Source organism: Anoxybacteroides voinovskiense (genome assembly GCF_014196205.1).
Lineage (GTDB): Bacteria > Bacillota > Bacilli > Bacillales > Anoxybacillaceae > Anoxybacteroides > Anoxybacteroides voinovskiense.
This window is the reverse complement of the sequence record NZ_JACIDE010000013.1, coordinates 12,588-31,593: the sequence shown is the minus strand read 5'-3', so window position 1 is coordinate 31,593 and position 19,006 is coordinate 12,588. Positions and strand designations below refer to the sequence as shown.

Annotated in this window: 19 protein-coding genes; 14 read left to right on the top strand and 5 right to left on the bottom strand. The window is 45.3% G+C overall.

Annotated elements, in window-relative coordinates:
• Nucleotides 1-36 precede the first annotated feature (36 nt).
• The 4 genes from GGR02_RS10035 (at nucleotide 37) to paaX (ending at nucleotide 4,844) form a co-directional block, all read left to right on the top strand.
• Nucleotides 37-1,554, top strand: a complete 1,518-nt coding sequence (locus GGR02_RS10035) for an aldehyde dehydrogenase family protein (protein ID WP_183184594.1) — start codon at nucleotides 37-39, stop codon at nucleotides 1,552-1,554.
• 112 nt (nucleotides 1,555-1,666) lie between these two features.
• Nucleotides 1,667-2,524, top strand: a complete 858-nt coding sequence (locus GGR02_RS10030; RefSeq protein WP_183184593.1) for a 3-hydroxyacyl-CoA dehydrogenase — start codon at nucleotides 1,667-1,669, stop codon at nucleotides 2,522-2,524.
• A gap of 93 nt (nucleotides 2,525-2,617) precedes the next feature.
• A complete protein-coding gene (locus tag GGR02_RS10025) occupies nucleotides 2,618-3,820 on the top strand; it encodes a thiolase family protein (protein WP_183184592.1) in 1,203 nt (400 codons plus the stop codon).
• 148 nt (nucleotides 3,821-3,968) lie between these two features.
• A complete protein-coding gene (gene paaX, locus GGR02_RS10020) occupies nucleotides 3,969-4,844 on the top strand; it encodes a phenylacetic acid degradation operon negative regulatory protein PaaX (protein WP_183184591.1) in 876 nt (291 codons plus the stop codon).
• A 30-nt stretch (nucleotides 4,845-4,874) separates the two neighbouring features.
• On the opposite strand, the gene GGR02_RS10015 is transcribed toward paaX, so the two are convergent.
• The gene (locus tag GGR02_RS10015) at nucleotides 4,875-5,393 is read right to left on the bottom strand and encodes a gamma carbonic anhydrase family protein (protein WP_183184590.1); all 519 of its coding nucleotides are present in this window, start codon (nucleotides 5,391-5,393) and stop codon (nucleotides 4,875-4,877) included.
• Between the two features lie 68 nt (nucleotides 5,394-5,461).
• Between GGR02_RS10015 and GGR02_RS10010 the strand changes: the two genes are divergently transcribed.
• The 7 genes from GGR02_RS10010 (at nucleotide 5,462) to lpdA (ending at nucleotide 12,943) form a co-directional block, all read left to right on the top strand.
• A complete protein-coding gene (locus tag GGR02_RS10010; RefSeq protein WP_183184589.1) occupies nucleotides 5,462-6,415 on the top strand; it encodes an NAD(P)H-dependent flavin oxidoreductase in 954 nt (317 codons plus the stop codon).
• Between the two features lie 267 nt (nucleotides 6,416-6,682).
• A complete protein-coding gene (locus GGR02_RS10005) occupies nucleotides 6,683-7,078 on the top strand; it encodes a thioesterase family protein (RefSeq protein WP_183184588.1) in 396 nt (131 codons plus the stop codon).
• On the top strand, nucleotides 7,078-8,208 hold the full coding sequence (locus GGR02_RS10000; protein ID WP_183184587.1) for a Leu/Phe/Val dehydrogenase: 1,131 nt from the start codon (nucleotides 7,078-7,080) through the stop codon (nucleotides 8,206-8,208). Before GGR02_RS10005 ends, GGR02_RS10000 begins: the two co-directional genes overlap by 1 nt.
• A 24-nt stretch (nucleotides 8,209-8,232) precedes the next feature.
• The gene (pdhA, locus tag GGR02_RS09995; protein WP_183184586.1) at nucleotides 8,233-9,291 is read left to right on the top strand and encodes a pyruvate dehydrogenase (acetyl-transferring) E1 component subunit alpha; all 1,059 of its coding nucleotides are present in this window, start codon (nucleotides 8,233-8,235) and stop codon (nucleotides 9,289-9,291) included.
• The gene (locus tag GGR02_RS09990; protein ID WP_183184585.1) at nucleotides 9,288-10,283 is read left to right on the top strand and encodes an alpha-ketoacid dehydrogenase subunit beta; all 996 of its coding nucleotides are present in this window, start codon (nucleotides 9,288-9,290) and stop codon (nucleotides 10,281-10,283) included. The genes pdhA and GGR02_RS09990 overlap by 4 nt, the downstream gene beginning before the upstream one ends.
• Nucleotides 10,284-10,296: 13 nt before the next feature.
• Complete coding sequence (locus tag GGR02_RS09985) at nucleotides 10,297-11,520, top strand: dihydrolipoamide acetyltransferase family protein (RefSeq protein ID WP_183184584.1); 1,224 nt, start codon at nucleotides 10,297-10,299, stop codon at nucleotides 11,518-11,520.
• A gap of 1 nt (nucleotide 11,521) precedes the next feature.
• Entirely contained in the window at nucleotides 11,522-12,943 is a 1,422-nt protein-coding gene (lpdA, locus tag GGR02_RS09980) for a dihydrolipoyl dehydrogenase (RefSeq protein ID WP_183184583.1), read from the top strand.
• On the opposite strand, the gene GGR02_RS09975 is transcribed toward lpdA, so the two are convergent.
• Both GGR02_RS09975 and GGR02_RS09970 read right to left on the bottom strand, forming a co-directional pair.
• Nucleotides 12,935-13,231 carry a hypothetical protein gene (locus GGR02_RS09975; RefSeq protein WP_183184582.1) on the bottom strand — a complete coding sequence of 99 codons (297 nt, stop codon included), beginning with the start codon at nucleotides 13,229-13,231 and terminating at the stop codon, nucleotides 12,935-12,937. The two genes, lpdA and GGR02_RS09975, sit on opposite strands and share 9 nt — an antisense overlap.
• Before the next feature lie 165 nt (nucleotides 13,232-13,396).
• Nucleotides 13,397-14,827, bottom strand: a complete 1,431-nt coding sequence (locus tag GGR02_RS09970) for an alanine/glycine:cation symporter family protein (protein WP_183184581.1) — start codon at nucleotides 14,825-14,827, stop codon at nucleotides 13,397-13,399.
• A 614-nt stretch (nucleotides 14,828-15,441) separates the two neighbouring features.
• Between GGR02_RS09970 and GGR02_RS09965 the strand changes: the two genes are divergently transcribed.
• Entirely contained in the window at nucleotides 15,442-16,110 is a 669-nt protein-coding gene (locus GGR02_RS09965; protein ID WP_229706177.1) for a TcaA second domain-containing protein, read from the top strand.
• A 125-nt stretch (nucleotides 16,111-16,235) separates the two neighbouring features.
• Here GGR02_RS09965 and GGR02_RS09960 read toward each other — a convergent pair whose 3' ends face one another.
• Nucleotides 16,236-16,862, bottom strand: coding sequence for an SIMPL domain-containing protein (locus GGR02_RS09960; protein WP_183184580.1), 627 nt, complete (start codon nucleotides 16,860-16,862; stop codon nucleotides 16,236-16,238).
• Between the two features lie 14 nt (nucleotides 16,863-16,876).
• Entirely contained in the window at nucleotides 16,877-17,008 is a 132-nt protein-coding gene (locus GGR02_RS17555) for a hypothetical protein (RefSeq protein WP_260175061.1), read from the bottom strand.
• Between the two features lie 193 nt (nucleotides 17,009-17,201).
• On the opposite strand from GGR02_RS17555, the gene GGR02_RS09955 reads away from it, so the two are divergent.
• Nucleotides 17,202-17,852 carry a 5-bromo-4-chloroindolyl phosphate hydrolysis family protein gene (locus GGR02_RS09955; RefSeq protein ID WP_183184579.1) on the top strand — a complete coding sequence of 217 codons (651 nt, stop codon included), beginning with the start codon at nucleotides 17,202-17,204 and terminating at the stop codon, nucleotides 17,850-17,852.
• On the top strand, nucleotides 17,836-18,987 hold the full coding sequence (locus GGR02_RS09950) for a toxic anion resistance protein (RefSeq protein ID WP_183184578.1): 1,152 nt from the start codon (nucleotides 17,836-17,838) through the stop codon (nucleotides 18,985-18,987). The genes GGR02_RS09955 and GGR02_RS09950 overlap by 17 nt, the downstream gene beginning before the upstream one ends.
• Nucleotides 18,988-19,006: the final 19 nt, after the last annotated feature.

Genomic DNA, 19,006 nt, shown 5'->3' with positions numbered 1-19,006 from the left:
AATGAAACATTTTCACAAAAAAGGAGTGTGTGACTAGTGGCAACGGTTAGAGAACAAAAAATGGAAAAACTTGAAACGAAGCGTGACATGTATCACTTAATTATTAACGGGGAACGTGTCGAAAGCTCTTCCGGAGAAACGTTTACGACGTATAACCCAGCAACAGGCGAACCGGTCGCAAAAGTAGCAAAAGGGACGAAAGAAGATGCAGAGCGCGCCATTTTAGCGGCACGGCAAGCGTTTGATTATGGAAAGTGGCGTCATTTTCCAGTGAATAAACGGGCGCGTATTCTCAACAAAATTGCCTCGATTATGCGTTCGCGTTTTAACGAATTAGTAGAGTTGGAGATTTTAGATACAGGAAAAGCGTTGTCGGCTGCACAAGGACAAGTGATGCAAGCAATCGAAGATTTTGAGTTTTATGCAAGTGCGATCGTAAGCCATCGCGGCACGGTCAATAATATGCCAGGCGCATTTCATAACTTTACCGAAAAAGAACCGGTCGGTGTATGCGCGCAAATTATCCCGTGGAACTATCCGTTAATGATGGCAGCATGGAAAATCGCTCCAGCCATCGCTGCTGGCTGCTCCGTCGTCGTTAAACCAGCTTCCTTAACGCCGCTCACATGCATTGTGCTTGCGGAAATTTGCCACGAGGCAGGTGTTCCGGAAGGGGTCGTGAACGTCGTCACGGGCTCTGGCTCGGAAGTCGGCAACTATTTAGTCGAGCATCCGCTTGTTGATAAAGTGGCGTTCACCGGTTCAACACCAGTCGGAAAAGACATTATGGAAAAAGCATCGAAAACGTTAAAGCGTGTTACATTAGAACTTGGCGGAAAATCACCGAACATTGTGTTTGAAGATGCCGATATCGACGCGGCGGTCGATGGTTCGTTATTCGGTATTTTCTATAACACGGGTCAGTCATGCGAAGCACGTTCGCGTTTGTACGTCCATGAAAGCATTTACGATGCGTTTATGGAAAAGTTTGTGGAAAAAACAAAAAAACTAATCCTCGGCAACCCGTTTGACCAAGGAACGCATGTTGGGGCAATTATTAGCCGTGAGCAACTAGAAGTCATTGACGGCTACGTTCGTTCGGCAGTCGAAGAAGGAGCAACGATTGTCACAGGTGGAAAAGAGGCGAAAGTCGAAGGATTTGAAAACGGCTATTGGTACGAACCGACGATTATTACGAACGTTCACCATCAAATGAAAGTCGTCAAAGAAGAAATTTTTGGTCCAGTCGTTGTCGTTATGGCATTCAGCGATGAAAAAGAAGTCGTCAAATTAGCAAACGACAGCGAATACGGATTAGGTTCCGCGATTTGGACGAAAGATCATGCCCGTGCGCTTCGCGTCGCTAAACAAATTCAAGCAGGAATAGTGATGATTAACAGTCCGTTCTCGGCATTCCCAGGCACACCGTTTGGCGGATATAAACAATCTGGATTTGGTCGGGAACTTTGTGTAGAAACGCTCGATTTATATACGGAAACGAAGAGCATTTTATCGTATTACGGAAGCCGTCCGCTCAATCCTTTCGGTCTGTAACATTTTCCGAGCACTTCCATCTGCGGATGGGTGCTCGTTTTCACTTTTGTCTTTTACATGCATTTTTGATCACACGTTCATTTTTGTACTACGATGGCAAAGGAGAGATTCGATGATTCGCCAGTTAGTTGTTGTTGGTTCAGGCGTGATGGGACGAGGGATTGCATATGTAAGTGCGGCAGGAGGATTTACGACAACACTCGTAGATATTAAGGACGAACAATTACAAAGCGCAAAAAAAGAAATTGACGCTATTTTTGAAAAAGCGGTGTCGTTAAACAAAATGACCGCCTCGGCAAAACTAGACGCACAAGCACGACTTACGTATTCGACAGGTTTAGTGGAAGCAGTGAAAACGGCGGATTTAGTCATTGAAGCTGTTCCGGAAAAATTAGAGATTAAAAAGCATGTGTTTGAAACAATCGACGAACATGCGCCACAAACGTGCTATTTTGCGACGAATACGTCGACGATGAGCCCGACAGAGATTGCTTCTTTTACAAAGCGGCCAGAAAAAGTCATTGCGATGCATTTTTTTAATCCTGTTCATAAAATGAAGCTTGTGGAGATTATTCGCGGATTAGAAACGAGCGACGAAACGGCAGAAGTGATTCAACAAGTGGCGGAACAAATGGGGAAAGAAACAGTTGTCGTCAATGAATTTCCAGGGTTTGTGACGAGCCGGATTAGCGCGCTAGTCGGCAACGAAGCGTTTTACATGCTCCAAGAGGGGGTAGGTACGCCAGAACAAATTGATAAAGCAATTAAACTTGGACTCAATTATCCGATGGGACCATTTGAATTAGCCGATTTAGTCGGATTAGATACACGTTTGAACAACTTAAAATATTTGCATGAAAAACTAGGGGAAAAATACCGGCCAGCTCCGCTACTAGAACAATATGTCAAAGCAGGCCGTCTCGGAAGAAAAACAGGCAAAGGAGTTTATGACTATACAGGAAAAGAATAAGTGAAATGAGCGAATTTTTTGCTAAAAATAACGGATTTACGATTGGTTAGTGAGTAAGATCTATACCAAACGTGCAGAAGGGGGAGAGGTAGAATGAAAGAAGTCGTCATTGTCGATGCGGTGCGGACGCCGATCGGAAAGTATAAAGGAGCGCTCAAAGACGTTCGCCCAGACGATTTAGGAGCGACTGTTATTCGTGCGCTCATCGAACGTAACCCGTCACTTCCAGTCGAACAAATCGAAGAAGTGGTTCTTGGTAATGCCAATCAAGCGGGGGAAGATAATCGAAACGTTGCCCGCATGTCGGCGTTATTAGCTGGTTTGCCGGTTGAAGTGGCTGGAACAACAGTGAACCGTCTATGTGGCTCTGGCTTGGATGCGGTTAACTACGCAGCACGGGCGATTATGATAGGAGAGGCGGACATTGTCATCGCAGGAGGAACGGAAAGTATGACGCGGGCGCCTTTTGTCATGGCGAAGCCTGATCAAGACTTTCCGCGCGGCAATTTGGAAATGTTTGATACGACGATCGGCTGGCGGTTTATTCATCCAAAGCTCCATGAAATGTATGGAACCGACAGCATGCCGCAAACAGCCGAAAACGTTGCTAAGAGGTACGGAATTTCACGCGAAGCACAAGACGAATTTGCATATGAAAGCCAAATGAAAGCGAAGCGAGCGATCGAGGCAAATTTGTTTGCGGATGAACTAGTTCCTGTCGTCTATCGTGACCGGAAAGGAACGGAAGTTGTGGTCGAGAAAGATGAACATCCTCGTCCAGATACAACGATTGAGAAATTAGCGAAACTACGTCCATTATTTGAAGGTGGAACCGTCACGGCGGGAAATGCTTCTGGCGTCAATGACGGGGCGGCAGCATTGCTTCTAATGAGCGCCGAAAAAGCGAAAGAGCTTGGCGTGACGCCGCTTGTGAAATATACGACCTCCGCCGTTGCCGGTCTAGAACCAGCCGTAATGGGGCTCGGTCCGATTTATGCGACACAAAAGGCGTTAAAGCGCGCGGGGCTAACAATCGAGGAGATCGGATTGGTCGAATTAAATGAGGCGTTCGCTTCGCAAGCGTTAGAATGTATGAAACAGCTTGCGCTTGAGAAAGAAAAAGTGAACGTGAACGGAGGAGCAATTGCATTTGGACATCCGCTCGGAGCAAGCGGCGCGCGAATTTTAACGACGTTAATTTACGAAATGAAACGCCGACATGTCCGATATGGTCTAGCGACGATGTGCATCGGCGTTGGACAAGGGATTGCGACCATTGTAGAAAACATCGATTAATCAAGGCGATCCATGAGCGAAATGCTGCTCATGGATTTTGCGCTTTTTTTCTTTTTCGTGTTGTCAGCGTTATAAAAATTTGCTAAAATACTGAACCATGAAAGCGCGTCAGGAAAACGTTGTATTTTGAAAACAAAGGGTGTCTGCGATGAATACGCGATCGATGATTTTTACGATTTACGGCGACTACATTCGTCACTACGGCAATCAAATTTGGATCGGCAGTTTAATTCGTTTGCTCAAAGAATTCGGGCATAACGACCAGGCCGTGCGTGCGGCGATTTCCCGCATGAGCAAGCAAGGGTGGGTGCAAGCCGAGAAAAAAGGGAATAAAAGCTATTATTCGTTAACCGAGCGCGGAGTGAAACGAATCGAAGAAGCAGCAAAGCGAATTTATAAAATCCGGCCAGAAAAATGGGACGGAAAGTGGCGCATTTTCGTCTATACAATCCCAGAGGAAAAACGGGCATTGCGTGACGAGCTCAGAAAAGAACTTGTATGGAGCGGGTTTGGCACGATTTCCAACAGCTGTTGGATTTCACCGAACAATTTGGAAAAGCAGGTGTACGATTTAATGGATAAATACCAAATCGAGCCGTACGTTGATTTTTTTATTGCGCAATATGACGGACCGCATACGAATGAGCGGCTTGTTGAAAAATGTTGGGATTTAGCGGCAATCAATCAGAAATATGAAGCGTTTATTTCCGAGTACAGCCAAAAATATGTCATTGATAAACATAAAATTCAGCGCGGAGAAATGTCTGATGCGGAATGTTTTGTTGAACGGACGAAGCTCGTGCACGAATATCGGAAGTTTTTATTTATCGACCCAGGACTTCCGGAAGAGTTGTTGCCGCGGGAATGGATGGGGAGCCACGCCGCATCATTGTTTAGTGAATATTATAAAGAATTGGCGAAACCGGCAAACCGCTTTTTTGAAGAAGTGTTTACCGACGGTAATGAGCTAGAGAAAAAAGAAGAGCAATACGACGTGTACGACCACCCGTTAATTGCAGAATAAAGAAAAGCACTGCGTTCAAACAGTGCTTTTTTATTTCTCCCCCAACAACTCCCGATATTCTTTTCCTTTTTGGACATATGTATCGATCGACAGTTGAATAAGGGCAAGGTCTTGTTCGGTAATTTCGCGAACGACTTTCCCAGGAGCCCCCATAACTAACGAACGAGGCGGAATTTTTTTGCCCGATGGAATAAGCGTATTGGCGCCGATAATGCATTCTTCCCCGATTTCTGCACCGTCTAAAATCGTCGAGCCCATGCCGATAATGGAGCGTTTGCGAATCGTACATCCGTGCAAAATGACGTTATGTCCGACCGTTACTTCGTCTTCAATGACAAGCGGAAATCCTTCGTACAAATGGCATGTCGAGTTATCTTGAATGCTGCATCGCTCTCCGACGATAATCGGCGCTTCATCGCCGCGCAATACCGCATTAAACCAAATCGTCGATTCTTTTCCGATCGTGACATCGCCAATAATATGGGCGCCAGGAGCAACGAATACCGTTTTATCTAGCGTTGGCGTCTTTCCGTTGTATGAATAAATCATTTCCATCCCCCTTAAAATGTGATAAGGTTATGATAAGTATAACATATTTTTAACGGGGTGGGAATTTCATGAATGATATTTGTCGCCTATTAAACATTCGTTATCCGATTATTCAAGGGGGGATGGGGAATATTAGCAATGCCCCGTTGACAAGCGCTGTTTCGGAAGCAGGTGGACTTGGTACAATCGGGGTTGGCACGATGGCGCCTGATGAAGTGGAGGCGATTATTGCCGAAACGAAACAACGTACAAGCCGCCCGTTTGCGGTCAATATTCCGATTCAAGTGACACCGTATGCGGAAGAAATGGTCGCGCTTGTGGAAAAATATCACCTCCCGGTCGTGTCGCTATCTGCAGGAAATCCTGCGCCATTTATCCCGCGTTTGAAAGAGCGAGGGGTGAAAATTATCGTCGTTGTCGCATCGGTCAAGCAAGCAAAAAAGGCGGAAGCAGCGGGGGCGGATGTGCTTGTTGCGGAAGGGTACGAGGCAGCAGGGATTAATTCCAATTTAGAGCTCACGACGATGACATTAATTCCGCAAATTGTCCAAGCTGTTCGTGTGCCGGTCGTTGCCGCAGGGGGAATTGGCGATGGAAAAGGGTTGTTAGCGGCTTTGGCGCTTGGGGCGCAAGGGGTCCAGTTAGGAACTCGGCTTATTGCCACGCAAGAAGCGCCATTTCATGAGGCGTATAAACAGCGGATTGTAGCTGCTGATGAAAACGAAACGGTCATCGTCGGGCGCTCCGTTGGAAGAGTGCGGAGAATTATGCGCACCCCGTATGCCGAGAAGTTATTGCAATATGAAAAAGAAGGAATTACGTTAGAAGAATTTAACCGCCATACGTCCGAAGACTATCATCGTCGCGGCGCATTGGCGGGCGATTTTTCGGAAGGATTCGTCAATGCGGGGCAAATTGCTGGGCTTATCGAGCATATCCCGACCGTCCAACAATTGTTGGACGATATGATGAACGAAGCGAAGGAACAGTGGAAAAAGCTTCATGACTTATTTGGAGAATAAAGCATCCCGTCGATCGGGGTGCTTTTTCATATTTTTAAGAAAATTATTGACTTTTAAATTATTCAGTTGATAATATTTATTTATCATAACGTTATTTACACGTTAATAAATATTTTTATGATACTAATAATGTAAACGTTTACAAATTGAACGCTTTACACCACTAAAATGTTTGATTTTAAAAGGAAATCCGCTCTATTGCCACATTTAATAAAATATCATTTTTATATAACGTTTATAAAACGTTATGAAAAAGAGGTGATATAAATGAAACAAGGGATGAAAATAGGAGATACGGCGGTCGTGCAAGCGGTCGTCACTCCAGAAATGTTTGCACAATTCGAAGGAACTGTTGTCCATCCAGCGTACTCAACAGTATCGATGGTCTATCATATGGAATGGGCGTCGCGGAAAATTATTTTGCCATATTTAGAGGAGCACGAAGAAGGAATGGGGGCGGCAGTGACGGTGAAACATGTAGCGCCAACCTCTGAAGGTTCACTCGTTACGGTGACCGCCACCGTAAAAGAACTGCGCGACAACGTAGTGATTACGGACGTGGAAGCGAGAAATGAAACAGGCGTCATCGGCATTGGAGAAGTGAAGCAAGTCATTTTGCCAAAACAAAAAATTCGCGAGATGTTAGGCAGGGGGAATGAGTGATGAGCGCAGTGCTGAATGAATGGAAAACCGATCTTTTTACGCAAATGAAAGAGCATGAGCAAGTTATTTTTTGCAACGATGAAAAAACAGGGCTGCAAGCGATTATCGCCATTCATAATACGACGCTTGGCCCTGCGTTAGGGGGGTGTCGCATGCAGCCATACCCGACGGTAGAGGCGGCGCTTGTTGATGTGCTTCGCCTTTCGAAAGGGATGACATATAAATGCATTGCGGCAGACGTCGATTTCGGCGGCGGCAAAGCGGTTATTATCGGCGACCCGAAGCATAAAACGCCAGAGCTATTTCGTGCATTCGGGCAGTTTGTCGAGTCGCTAAACGGGCGTTTTTATACAGGAACCGATATGGGAACGACGCCGGACGATTTCGTTCATGCGATGAAGGAAACGAACTGCATTGTCGGTGTGCCAGAAGCGTATGGTGGAAGTGGGGATTCATCGGTTCCGACGGCATTAGGCGTCATTTACGGCCTCCAAGCAACAAGCCACGTACTATGGGGAAGCGACGAGCTCTCGGGCAAAACGTATGCGCTTCAAGGGCTTGGCAAAGTCGGATATAAAGTAGCAGAGCAACTGCTCAATCAAGGGGCGAACCTGTATGTGTGTGATATTAACGTATCAGCGGTCGAGGCAATCGTTGCGCATGCGAAAAAAGTAGGTGGTAGCGTCAAAGTCGTGGAAGGGGCAGACATTTATCGGGTCGAAGCGGACGTGTTTGTGCCGTGTGCGTTCGGGAATGTCGTCAATAACGATACAATCGAACAGTTGAAAGTAAAAGCGATTGTCGGGTCAGCGAACAATCAGCTGTTGGATGGAAGCTACGGGAAGCGGCTCCGCGACAAAGGCATTTTATATGCGCCGGATTATATCGTGAATGCAGGCGGCCTCATTCAAGTAGCGGATGAGCTATATGGTCCGAATAAAGAGCGAGTATTAAATAAAACAAAAGCGATTTATACGACGCTTTTAGAAATTTACCGTCAGGCAGAAAACGAGCAAATCACGACGGTGGAGGCGGCGAACCGTTTTTGTGAACAGCGGCTTGAAATGCGCAGCCGACGCAATCATTTTTTCACCCATAAAAAACGACCGAAATGGGATGTTCGGTGGTAACTAACGACGAAAGAAGGGGATGGAATGGAACAATTTCCAATCATACAAATCATTGATGAGGAAGGCAACGTTGTATTACCGGAGTACCGCGAAAAATTGACGAAAGAGCTCGTGATGACGATGTATTACCATCTCATCCGTACAAGAACATTTGACCGAAAATGCGTCAGCCTCCAGCGCCAAGGACGGATTGGGACGTATGCGCCGTATGAAGGACAAGAAGCGAGCCAAGTCGGCAGCGCGCTTGCATTAGAGAACGATGATTGGCTGTTTCCAACATATCGTGACCACGGGGCGACGATGACGTTCGGTCATTCGCTCGTGCGCATTTTATTGTATTGGAAAGGTAGAAATGAAGGGTGCGTCCCGCCAGATGGGAAGAAAATTTTTCCTCCGAGCGTACCGATTGCCACCCAACTTCCGCATGCGGCGGGCGCGGCATACGCGGAAAAACGAAAAGGAACGAAAAACGCCGTCATTGTTTATTTTGGCGACGGAGCGACATCGGAAGGTGATTTTCATGAAGGGCTAAACATCGCGAGCGTTTTTCATGTGCCGGCAGTGTTCTTTAACCAAAACAACCAATACGCCATTTCCGTGCCGATAACAAGGCAAATGAAAACGAAAACGATCGCCCAAAAAGCGCTGGCGTACGATATTCCAGGGATTCGTGTCGACGGCAACGACATTTTCGCGGTCTATTTCGAAACAAAAAAGGCGCTTGATCGCGCGCGGAACGGTGAAGGACCAACGTTAATTGAGGCGGTGACGTGGCGGTACGGGGCACACACGACCGCGGATGACCCGACCAAATATCGCGACCAGGAAGAAAGCAAACGAAGACGTGAACGCGACCCGATTGTGCGCGTCGAACGATTTTTAAAACAAATCGGTTGGTGGGACGAACAGCAAATAAAGGAGATGCAAGAAAAAGTCCAGGCGGAAATCGAACAGGCAGTTGCAGAAATGGAGCAGTTTCCAGAAGCGAATCCGGCGGATATGTTTGATTTTGTATTTGCTACACCGACATGGACGATTGAGCAACAAAAACAAATGTATACATCATGGAGGGAGCGGGCATGACAACGACGGTTAAAACGAATACGTTAACGCTCGTGCAAGCGGTTACAGATGCGCTGCGAACGATGCTAAGGGAGCGGGAAGATGTATTAGTGCTAGGAGAAGACGTTGGCAAAAACGGTGGGGTATTTCGTGCGACTGACGGGTTGCAGGCGGAATTTGGCGAAGATCGCGTCATCGACACTCCGTTAAGTGAAGCGGGCTTTACAGGTGCCGCGATCGGAATGGCGGTAAACGGATTTCGGCCGGTTGTGGAGATTCAGTTTTTAGGATTTATTTATCCAGCGTATGAACAAATTATGACACATGCGGCAAGAATTCGTTCGCGAACGCTCGGGCACTTTACTGTCCCGATGGTCATTCGCGCTCCTTATGGCGCAGGAGTGCGCGCTCCAGAAATCCATTCCGACAGCACAGAAGCATTGTTTACCCATATGCCAGGCATGAAAGTGGTGTGTCCGTCGACCCCGTATGATGCGAAAGGGCTATTAATTGCGGCGATTGAGGATCCGGATCCGGTGCTATTTTTAGAGCCGATGAGATGTTACCGCGCCTTTCGCGAAGAAGTGCCGGAGGGAAAATATACGATAGAAATCGGCAAAGGAAAAAGAGTTCGGGAAGGGGAAGATGTGACGGTCATTGCTTGGGGTGCAATGGTGCCAGTGGCGATGAAAGCGGCGGAAGAAGCAGCGAAAAAAGGGATTAATGCCGATGTCATTGATTTGCGCACGCTATATCCACTTGACCGAGAGTTGATTGTCGAGTCGGTACAAAAAACAGGGCGCACCGTGATTGTGCAAGAAGCGCATGCGACCGGTGGGGTTGCCAATGATTTGATTGCGCTCATTAATGACGAATGCTTTTTATACCAGAAAGCGCCTGTCGAGCGTGTGACAGGGTTTGATGTTCCGGTTCCGTTTTTTTCGTTAGAAGATCATTATTTGCCGACACCGGAACGCGTCTTATATGCGATAGAAAAAGCGGTGGCGTTTTAAGGGGGTGGAAGAAATGGTAGAAGTGAAACTTCATGACATCGGAGAAGGGATGACGGAAGCGGTTATCGTTCATTATCTTGTGAAAAAAGGAGAACAGGTGAAAGTTGACCAGCCGCTTGTCGAAGTACAGACCGATAAAATGGTGGCGGAAATTCCTGCACCAGCAGAAGGAACGGTAGACGATATTTTCATTCCGGAAGGGCAGACAGTCGCGGTCGGAACAACGTTATTATCGTTGCGCACGGAAACGGCCGAACAACGAGTGAAAGAACAACTAGCAGCAACAATCGCGAGGGAAGTAGAACGCCATTTTACTCAAGAGACGACCGAAGCGGCTCGACGCCAACGAATTCTTGCCTCCCCATACACAAGAAAAATCGCGCGCGAGCACGGGGTGGATTTAGCGCTCGTGAACGGAACAGGACCGGCAGGACGCATTACGGATGAAGACGTCTATCGCTACCTTAAAGCGCAACAATCGCAATCGGCGGTCGAAAAATCCACGCAGCCTCAGCAGACGATGGCAAAAACGAGCGAAAATCATGAGGAAATCGTCCCGTTCCGCGGCCGCCGCAAGCAAATTGCGAAAAAAATGGTGCAATCGCTTAGGACGATTGCGCACTGCACCCATTTTGAAGAAATCGATGTGACGGAGTTGCTAGCGGTACGCGAACAGCTAAAAAAACATGGTGTCACGATTTCCGCAACAGCATTTTTCATTAAAGCGCTTTCGCTCGCGCTAAAGCAATTTCCGATTTTTAACGCGAAGCTTGATGAAGAAAACGAATGCATTCGCCTGCAAACAGAACACCATTTTGGCATTGCTGTCGATACGGAAGAAGGATTAGTCGTTCCTGTCATTAAGCATATCGAAACGAAATCCATTCGACAAATTCACGAAGAAATGAAAGCGCTAACGAAAAAGGCGCTAGAACATACGCTGACGCTTTCTGACATGACGGGCGGAACGTTCACCATTAGCAACGTTGGCCCGCTCGGGGGAAGCATTGGGGCGACGCCGATCATTAATTATCCAGAAGTAGCGCTAGTCGCGTTTCATAAAACGAAAAAACGCCCAGTCGTCACGGAAAATGACGAAATCGCGATTCGGTCGATGATGAACATCTCGATGTCGTTTGACCATCGTGTCGCGGACGGAGCAACGGCGGTGGCGTTCACGAACTATTTTGCTAAATTCATTGAAAATCCGAATCTCATGTGGATGGAGTTGATATAACGTGGTTGTCGGTGAACTTGCCCATGAGCGCGATGTTGTCGTCATCGGAGCGGGACCGGGAGGATATCATGCGGCTATTCGTGCTGCGCAGCTCGGGTTGTCGGTCGTGCTTGTCGAAAAAGAGGAAGTCGGGGGAGTTTGTTTAAATAAAGGATGCATTCCGTCCAAAGTGTTTGCCCATGCGGCGCAAAGCTTAAACCAGCTTGCCCATCTGAACGACATTGGGGTCGAATGGACAGGAGTTTCGTTTCATTTAGAAAAACTAACGCAATATAAAATGAAAGTGATTAGTCAGTTGCGGCAAGGAATAGAAGCGCTTTGCAAGGCAAATAAAATCGAACTTGTGAAAGGGAATGCCTCTTTTTTAGCGGAAGACCGAATGGGAGTGGAACGTGGGGATGCGTTTGATGTATACCGCTTTCGCTATGCGGTGATTGCAACGGGCGCGTCGCTAGAACTTCCAGAAGTAAGCGGTGACCGTGTATTCCATGCGTACTCCATCTATGAAGTACAAGAAGTGCCAGAGCAGCTGCTTGTATATGGAAGTGATTATATAGCGCTTGAAGTAGCGACAAGTTTTCGAGCGCTCGGGGCGAACGTAACGATAATATTGGATCGTGAAAGTTTTCCATTTGACTCGTCGATTAATCGCGAGTGGGAGCGCCTTTTGAAAAAAATGAAAATAAAACTATATAAACAGTGCCGTTTAGAGCAGGTACAGCCAGAAGCGCACGCGGTATGTGCGACATTTACGACAAAAGCTGAACGGTTCACGATCGAAGGCTCTCATTTATTTCTCTCTTGTTCATGGAAAGCAAACATCAAGGGATTAGGAATCGAGCGGCTGAACGTAAGTCAAACGGACGCTGGATTTCTGGCGGTGAACCGCCAAGCACAGACGTCTATCCCGCACATTTTCGCTGTAGGGGATGTAACAGGCGGACCGATGTCAGCGGTGAAGGCAATTAAGCAAGGGAAAGTGGCAGCAGAAACAATGGCAGGGAAAGCAGCGGAAGTTGACTGGACATGGTTGCCGACGGTTGTGTACTCGAACCCGCCGATTGCCTCGGTTGGATTAACCGAAGAAGAAGCGAAACAACAATATGAAAATGTTCGCATCGGCCAGTTCCCGCTTACAGGGAACGGCTATGCAAGCATTGTTGGGCAAAAAGAGGGGCTTGTGAAAGTCATTAGTGATGCCAAAACGGAAATAGTGCTCGGTGTTCATATCATCGGAGCGGGCGCAGTGGAACTAATCTCAAGTGGAGCAATCGGTCTTGAAATGGTAGGGCGCGAGGAAGATTTTTCGTTCCCGCTATATCCGCATCCAAGCGTGAACGAGAGCTTGCTTGAAGCGGTGGAAGCATTAACGGGAAAAGCAGTTCATTTGCCACCAGCAAAAAAAGAAGCGGTCTCACGCTGAGACCGCTTCTGCAAAAATGTCACAATGGTTGGCAAAAATCGTCCGTTGCAACTCATCGAGCGATGGCATTTCTTCAAACGTATAGGCGCCAAGACGAATAAGCGAGTATTCGTTCCCAGGGTCAAATACGACTTCCACAATTTCTTCCGTTCCGCAGTCAATTTCTTGTACACAATCCGTATCCGTAATCACATCAACCGTTTTATACTTCCCGACTAACACGTGATACCCTTCTTTTAGTTCTTCCGCAAAAACAGACTCCATGCTCATTAGCTCATGAACAATCATTTTAACACTCCCTCGATTCTCGAAAAAGATTCTATTCACACTATACTATTAATAGAAGAAAGAATGTATATTTCTTCACAAACGTTCAAAAAACCGTCACAAATATGTGTCAGTTTCATGAAAAAAAGGTTGACCCTTTTAAAGGATCAACCTTTTTATGATATATTATTCACCGGAAGCAACTTTTTTCGCTTGTGCACGAGTTGGCCATGCTTCTACGCCTTTTAAGCCCTCAATATCATCTGCGTAGAAGACAGGGTCTTTACCCATTTTACGTTGTTCCATGTAGTTATTTAATGCTTTAAAGGCAATGCGACCAAGTAAACCGATCGCTACAAGGTTTGTTAATGTCATTAGCGCCATCGCAAGGTCTGCTAAGTCCCAAACGATTTGAATGCTTGCGACTGCACCAAAGTATACTAAACCAAGTGCAAGTAAACGATAGATGAACAGCGCGGTTTTGCTTTTGCTGATGAAGCCGATGTTTGCTTCTCCGTAATAGTAGCTACCGATAATCGAGCTGAACGCGAACATAAAGATGGCGAATGAAAGGAAAATGCCAGCCCAAGAACCAAAATGTTCGCTTAACGCTGCTTGCGTTAATTCAATTCCTAATAATTTTGATTTCGATGCATCTGATAAAAGAATGATAAACGCTGTTGCACTACATACGACTAACGTATCGAAAAAGACGCCTAACGCTTGGATGAATCCTTGTTTTACAGGGTGAGAAACAGTAGCTGTTGCCGCTGCGTTTGGCGCACTACCCATACCAGCTTCGTTCGAGAACAATCCGCGCTTGACTCCCATCATGATGGCAGCGCCGATTCCACCGCCGACTGCTTGCTCAAGCCCGAAAGCGCTTTTAAAAATTAACGCTAACATTGCTGGAATTTCTGTAATGTTTGTTACCATGACGTATAACGCAAGCAAAATATAGAAACCAGCCATGATTGGCACGATAAATGACGAGAAGTTGGCGATACGTGTAACCCCACCGAAAATGATAACAGCAGTTAAAACAACAAGTAGGATAGCGGTTACATGTAAGTTGAAATGGAACGAATTTTTAAATGCTGCTGCGATAGTGTTACTTTGTACGGCGTTAAAAATAAGACCAAAGCTTAAAATGATTGTAATCGCGAAAATGGTGCTCATCCAGCGGGCACCTAATTGTTTTTCCATGTAATAGCCAGGGCCGCCTTTATATCCAACTTTGTCTTTTACTTTGAAAATTTGCGCTAATGTACTTTCAACAAACGCACTTGCGCCACCTAATACGGCAACAAGCCACATCCAAAATACGGCACCAGGACCTCCGATGGCGATTGCCATTGCTACCCCAGCGACGTTACCAGTACCAATTCGTGTTGCCGCACCGATGAAAAACGCTTGGAGAGAAGAAATTTCTTTTTCCCCGTTCGATGATCCAGGCGCTTTTTCTTTTAAGACGCGGAACATTTCACCTAAATGGCGGATTTGAACAAATTTTGTTCCAATCGTGAAGTAGACGCCGAGCCCTAATAGTAATGCGATCAATACGTAGGACCACAGCACGTTGTTAATAGAACCGACAATTTGACTTAATAGTTCCATGTATGAACCTCCTTAAATTATTATTGCTAAAATAATAATTGCTGCGATGCTATTATCTGAAAATTATTAATAAACGTCAATGTTACAAAAAGGAAATAAGGAAGAATTTTTTTTATTTTATGGAAAAAATAATGATATTTTATTATCTTTATATATAAAAATTAGACATATAAATAACGTTTTATAAAGATAAATATCTATTTTGGAATAAATTAATTTTTTATTAAAAAAATTAAATAAAAATGAAAAGAAGTTTTATTTTTAAAATACAGAATATTTTTATAATATAAAATCTTCGGATAATAATTTCTAAAAACGGCTTATTTTGAGAAATAATGGTATGATAAATGTGGAAAGGGAGTGGAAATGAGAGATGAAGATACAACAATGGGATCGTAATTTGAAAATCCGCTTATTTGCGGAAGTGTTACTTAATATCTTGAGTCCGTAACAAAACGGCTTTACTATTTGTTGTTTTGGAAAGGGACTAGAAAAAGCGGATGGAAGCATACTGTTTCTAAACGAATAGCACATTTGTTAACAAATTAACATATTTTCCCTTCTTCTGTCATACGTATAAGAAAAGGAAGACGGAAGAGGGGGAAGAGAATGAGATGGCAGACGAAAAACAGTTGCCGACGACGCGTGTGGATGAACGAAAGAAAGTGAAACAGCGGAACATAAAGCGGGTCGGCTGGACGGTGTTTGTTCTGCTTCTTCTTTTTATCGTTAGTGTTACGATCATAAAAGGCTACGGAATATTGAAAAACGAGATGGGGAAAGAAGTGGCCATCCGAAACTTCGAACAAGCGCTCCATGAAAAAGATTGGAATGCGTTAAAAATATCGATTCGCAGCACAAGAGCAATTAACGAAAAAACTTTAGCGCCACTACTATTATATTTAGACAAACACCCAAAAGGCTACGAAGTGCTTCATCGCGATTTAGAAAAGCAAAAAGAAACGAAGCACGTATACATAAAGGGGTTAACATCCGTTCCACCGATTTTTACGATGGCGGTATACGAAACACAATTTTTCTTGTTTGACCAATACGTATTTGAACCCGCCCTTTATTCGTTTGTCATTCGCACAGAAGCTGATGCGACTGTTTTTGTGAACGGTGAAAAAGTGGAGGGAGAAGCGACGAAAGAACCGTTTGTGAAAAAATATGGTCCGTACTTGCCCGGGATGTATGAGGTAGTGTTAATCGAAAACGAAAAGAAGCGAACGAAAACGGTCATTTTATTCGGTGGGAAGCGGCTGCGGGAAGTGAAATTTTAAAAAGGAGCTGACTCAAAAGGTCGCCTTTCTTCAAGGAAGATACAATATATAGTTTCACAAATATGTTTCGTGCGCATATACGGTTAGAACAAAGGGTGCCCCGTTGCTTTTGGGACACCCTCTTTTCAATAGGAAAAAATGACGTGAACGATTGCGCTAATGACAACTTCTTGCGCTTGGATTGGCGGTGCTGCTCCGTCTGCAAGTACCATTGCTCGCGGTAAAAGAGGGGAAGGGTGGTTTTCTTTTATTTCAATTGGAACGTCATGTAGTGGCAGCTGTAAGGTGCGGGCAAGCACACGTGCTTTTTCTTGCGCGTTTTTAACGGCGAGGGCGAGCGCTTGTTGATAATACGGCTGTTCGTTCGCTAGCTTAAACTGCAGTTGACGAGCAATGTTTGCGCCGTTAGCAACGGCCGTTTCGTACATCATGCCAACTTTTTTTACATCTTTCACCGTCATGTCAAACATATGCTCGACTTCGTACCCTGCGAGAATAGGAGTTTGGTTTGTGTATGTATATTTTGGGTAGATGGAAAACGAAGATGTTTCGATGTCTTCATGGGCAACGCCAATTTCTCTCAGTGCTTTTAGCATCGCATTTGCGCGTGTGGCGTTTTCTGTAAGTGCCTCTAAAGCGCTCGTATGCTCGGTGCGAATGCCAATTGTAATAATGACTGTATCCGGATTTACGCGCAGAGTCCCTTGGCCGGTAACAGCGATCGTTCCCGTGGATGGAGGAGCGTAATACATGGACTCACCTTCTTTCAAGCTGCTTTATTTCGGTTATTTTCCGTAACGTGCCAGTAATAGACGCGCGGGAGGCGGAAATAGCACCAATAGTCTTGTAATAACGTCATCCCAACAAACGCCACCATTTGCCAATCAATCGTTCTCATCTTTTTCAGCTCCTTTTTTATCAACATATTCTTTCTATCTGTTGTCCTATTCGCGTCAACTACCCCCACTTAATGAACGTTTGAAGTGGGGGTTTCCTCGCTCAAGACGATGAAACAAAACAAACGGCTCGTTCGTATAAACAACTAGGGCATGCTATAATGAAAGTAAACTTTTGATGAGGAAGGGATTACGGTGAAACGATTGTTGATGACTGTATGGCGATGGTTCGTTTCATGGAATATTGGGCTAATAACGGCTGTAGTTGCCTTTTTCTCGTTTCGCTATCACTTTTTTCTTTCGTTTCTCTCTGGGGCGCTAGCAATGGTTGTGACGTCCATTTATATGAAACGGAGAGAGCAGCGCATCGTTGCGCCAGACTTGTTAAAAGAAGAAAAGCGTTATATCCAAACAGAGCTTGCGCAAGCGCGGAAACAATGGAAGCGAATGCGACGCGCACGCTTGAAAGTTCGTTCGCTTGTGATGTGGCAGAAAATCTCACATCTAAGCGCAACGGTTGAAAAAATGATTCGTGCCGTCGAGCAACACCCGCGGAAATTTCGGTTGGCGCAGCCTTTTTTCCTGCATGAATTAGACTGTGCCGTCACGATGATTGAAAAATATGTGTATCTCATCCACCAACCCGTTCGTAATGCCGACATGCAAGAAGCGCTGCGAAAAGCAGAACGGCTGTTAGATGAACTCGTTATTACCGCAGAACAGCGCTTGTTAGAAATTCTTTCAGACGATCTGTTTGCATTGCAAGTAGAAACGAAATTACTCGAGCAATCGCTCGAGCAACCGTTAGAACAGAGAAAGGAGCAGGAATATGAATCGGTTCGATAACGAACAGTGGACAAGCTCGCTTGATTCCTTGCTAGAAAACCCTTTTTCGTTACCTGCCGAAAAAGAAACGGCAGAAGAACAACGACCGGCTAAGTTAATTGACACATTAAAACAAGAACACCGAGAAAAAGCATTCCAGCTTTCGCAACAAATCGACCCGCGCAACCAACAAGCAATCGTTCAATATGGGGTCGCAGCCCAAGCGGAACTATCAAAATTTTCGCATGCGATTTTACATCACGTGCAAACGAAAGACGCTGGACCGGTCGGCGAAGTAATTAGTACATTGATGAGCAAAATTAAAGAAGTCAATCCAGACGATTTATTGCCGACGAAAAAAGGCTTTTTTTCGCGGCTGTTCGGCTCCGTATCGAAATCGCTGCAAGGGATGATGGCAAAATATCAAAAAATCGGCGTCGAAATTGATAAAATTGCTGACCAGCTAGAAAAACATCGGCAGTTATTATTTCGCGACATTATGATGTTAGAAACGTTGTATGAAAAAAATAAGGAGTATTTTGATGCGCTAAACATTTATATTGCCGCAGCAGAAATCAAACTAGAAGAACTGCGGACAAAGACCATCCCGGAAAAACGGGCGCAGGCGGAACGTTCAGGGAATCAAATGGAAATACAAGAAGTGAACGATTTATTGCAGTTCGCTGATCGGTTAGAAAAACGCATTCACGATTTAAAATTAAGCCGACAAGTGACGATTCAAACAGCGCCGCAAATTCGTATGATTCAGCATATGAATCAAACGCTTGTCGAACGTATTCAATCGTCGATTTTAACCGCGATTCCGCTTTGGAAAAACCAAGTCGTTATTGCGCTAACACTATTCCGCCAACAAAAAGCGGTCGAGGCACAAAAGCAAGTTACTGAAACGACGAATGATTTATTGTTACGCAACTCGGAAATGTTAAAAATAAATAGCATTGAAGTAGCAAAAGAAAATGAGCGTGGGCTAATTGATATTGAAACATTGAAAAAAACGCAAGAAAACCTTGTCACAACGTTAGAAGAAACGTTGAAAATCCAACAAGAAGGCCGCCTCAAACGCCAACAAGTCGAGCGGGAACTTGTGCACATGGAAGAACAACTAAAACAAACGCTTGCATCAATGAAAAGATAAAGGGGCTGACTCAAAAGCC

Excerpts from the sequence above, each read along its gene's own strand:
- GGR02_RS09970 (WP_183184581.1), bottom strand. The coding sequence starts at position 14,827 with ATGGAACTATTAAGTCAAATTGTCGGTTCTATTAACAACGTGCTGTGG.
- paaX (WP_183184591.1), top strand. The coding sequence starts at position 3,969 with ATGAATACGCGATCGATGATTTTTACGATTTACGGCGACTACATTCGT.
- GGR02_RS10005 (WP_183184588.1), top strand. The coding sequence starts at position 6,683 with ATGAAACAAGGGATGAAAATAGGAGATACGGCGGTCGTGCAAGCGGTC.
- GGR02_RS10000 (WP_183184587.1), top strand. The coding sequence starts at position 7,078 with ATGAGCGCAGTGCTGAATGAATGGAAAACCGATCTTTTTACGCAAATG.
- GGR02_RS09950 (WP_183184578.1), top strand. The coding sequence starts at position 17,836 with ATGAATCGGTTCGATAACGAACAGTGGACAAGCTCGCTTGATTCCTTG.
- GGR02_RS09960 (WP_183184580.1), bottom strand. The coding sequence starts at position 16,862 with ATGTATTACGCTCCTCCATCCACGGGAACGATCGCTGTTACCGGCCAA.
- pdhA (WP_183184586.1), top strand. The coding sequence starts at position 8,233 with ATGGAACAATTTCCAATCATACAAATCATTGATGAGGAAGGCAACGTT.
- GGR02_RS10015 (WP_183184590.1), bottom strand. The coding sequence starts at position 5,393 with ATGATTTATTCATACAACGGAAAGACGCCAACGCTAGATAAAACGGTA.
- GGR02_RS09965 (WP_229706177.1), top strand. The coding sequence starts at position 15,442 with ATGGCAGACGAAAAACAGTTGCCGACGACGCGTGTGGATGAACGAAAG.
- GGR02_RS17555 (WP_260175061.1), bottom strand. The coding sequence starts at position 17,008 with ATGAGAACGATTGATTGGCAAATGGTGGCGTTTGTTGGGATGACGTTA.
- GGR02_RS10010 (WP_183184589.1), top strand. The coding sequence starts at position 5,462 with ATGAATGATATTTGTCGCCTATTAAACATTCGTTATCCGATTATTCAA.
- GGR02_RS10030 (WP_183184593.1), top strand. The coding sequence starts at position 1,667 with ATGATTCGCCAGTTAGTTGTTGTTGGTTCAGGCGTGATGGGACGAGGG.
- GGR02_RS09975 (WP_183184582.1), bottom strand. The coding sequence starts at position 13,231 with ATGATTGTTCATGAGCTAATGAGCATGGAGTCTGTTTTTGCGGAAGAA.
- GGR02_RS10025 (WP_183184592.1), top strand. The coding sequence starts at position 2,618 with ATGAAAGAAGTCGTCATTGTCGATGCGGTGCGGACGCCGATCGGAAAG.
- GGR02_RS09985 (WP_183184584.1), top strand. The coding sequence starts at position 10,297 with ATGGTAGAAGTGAAACTTCATGACATCGGAGAAGGGATGACGGAAGCG.
- GGR02_RS09990 (WP_183184585.1), top strand. The coding sequence starts at position 9,288 with ATGACAACGACGGTTAAAACGAATACGTTAACGCTCGTGCAAGCGGTT.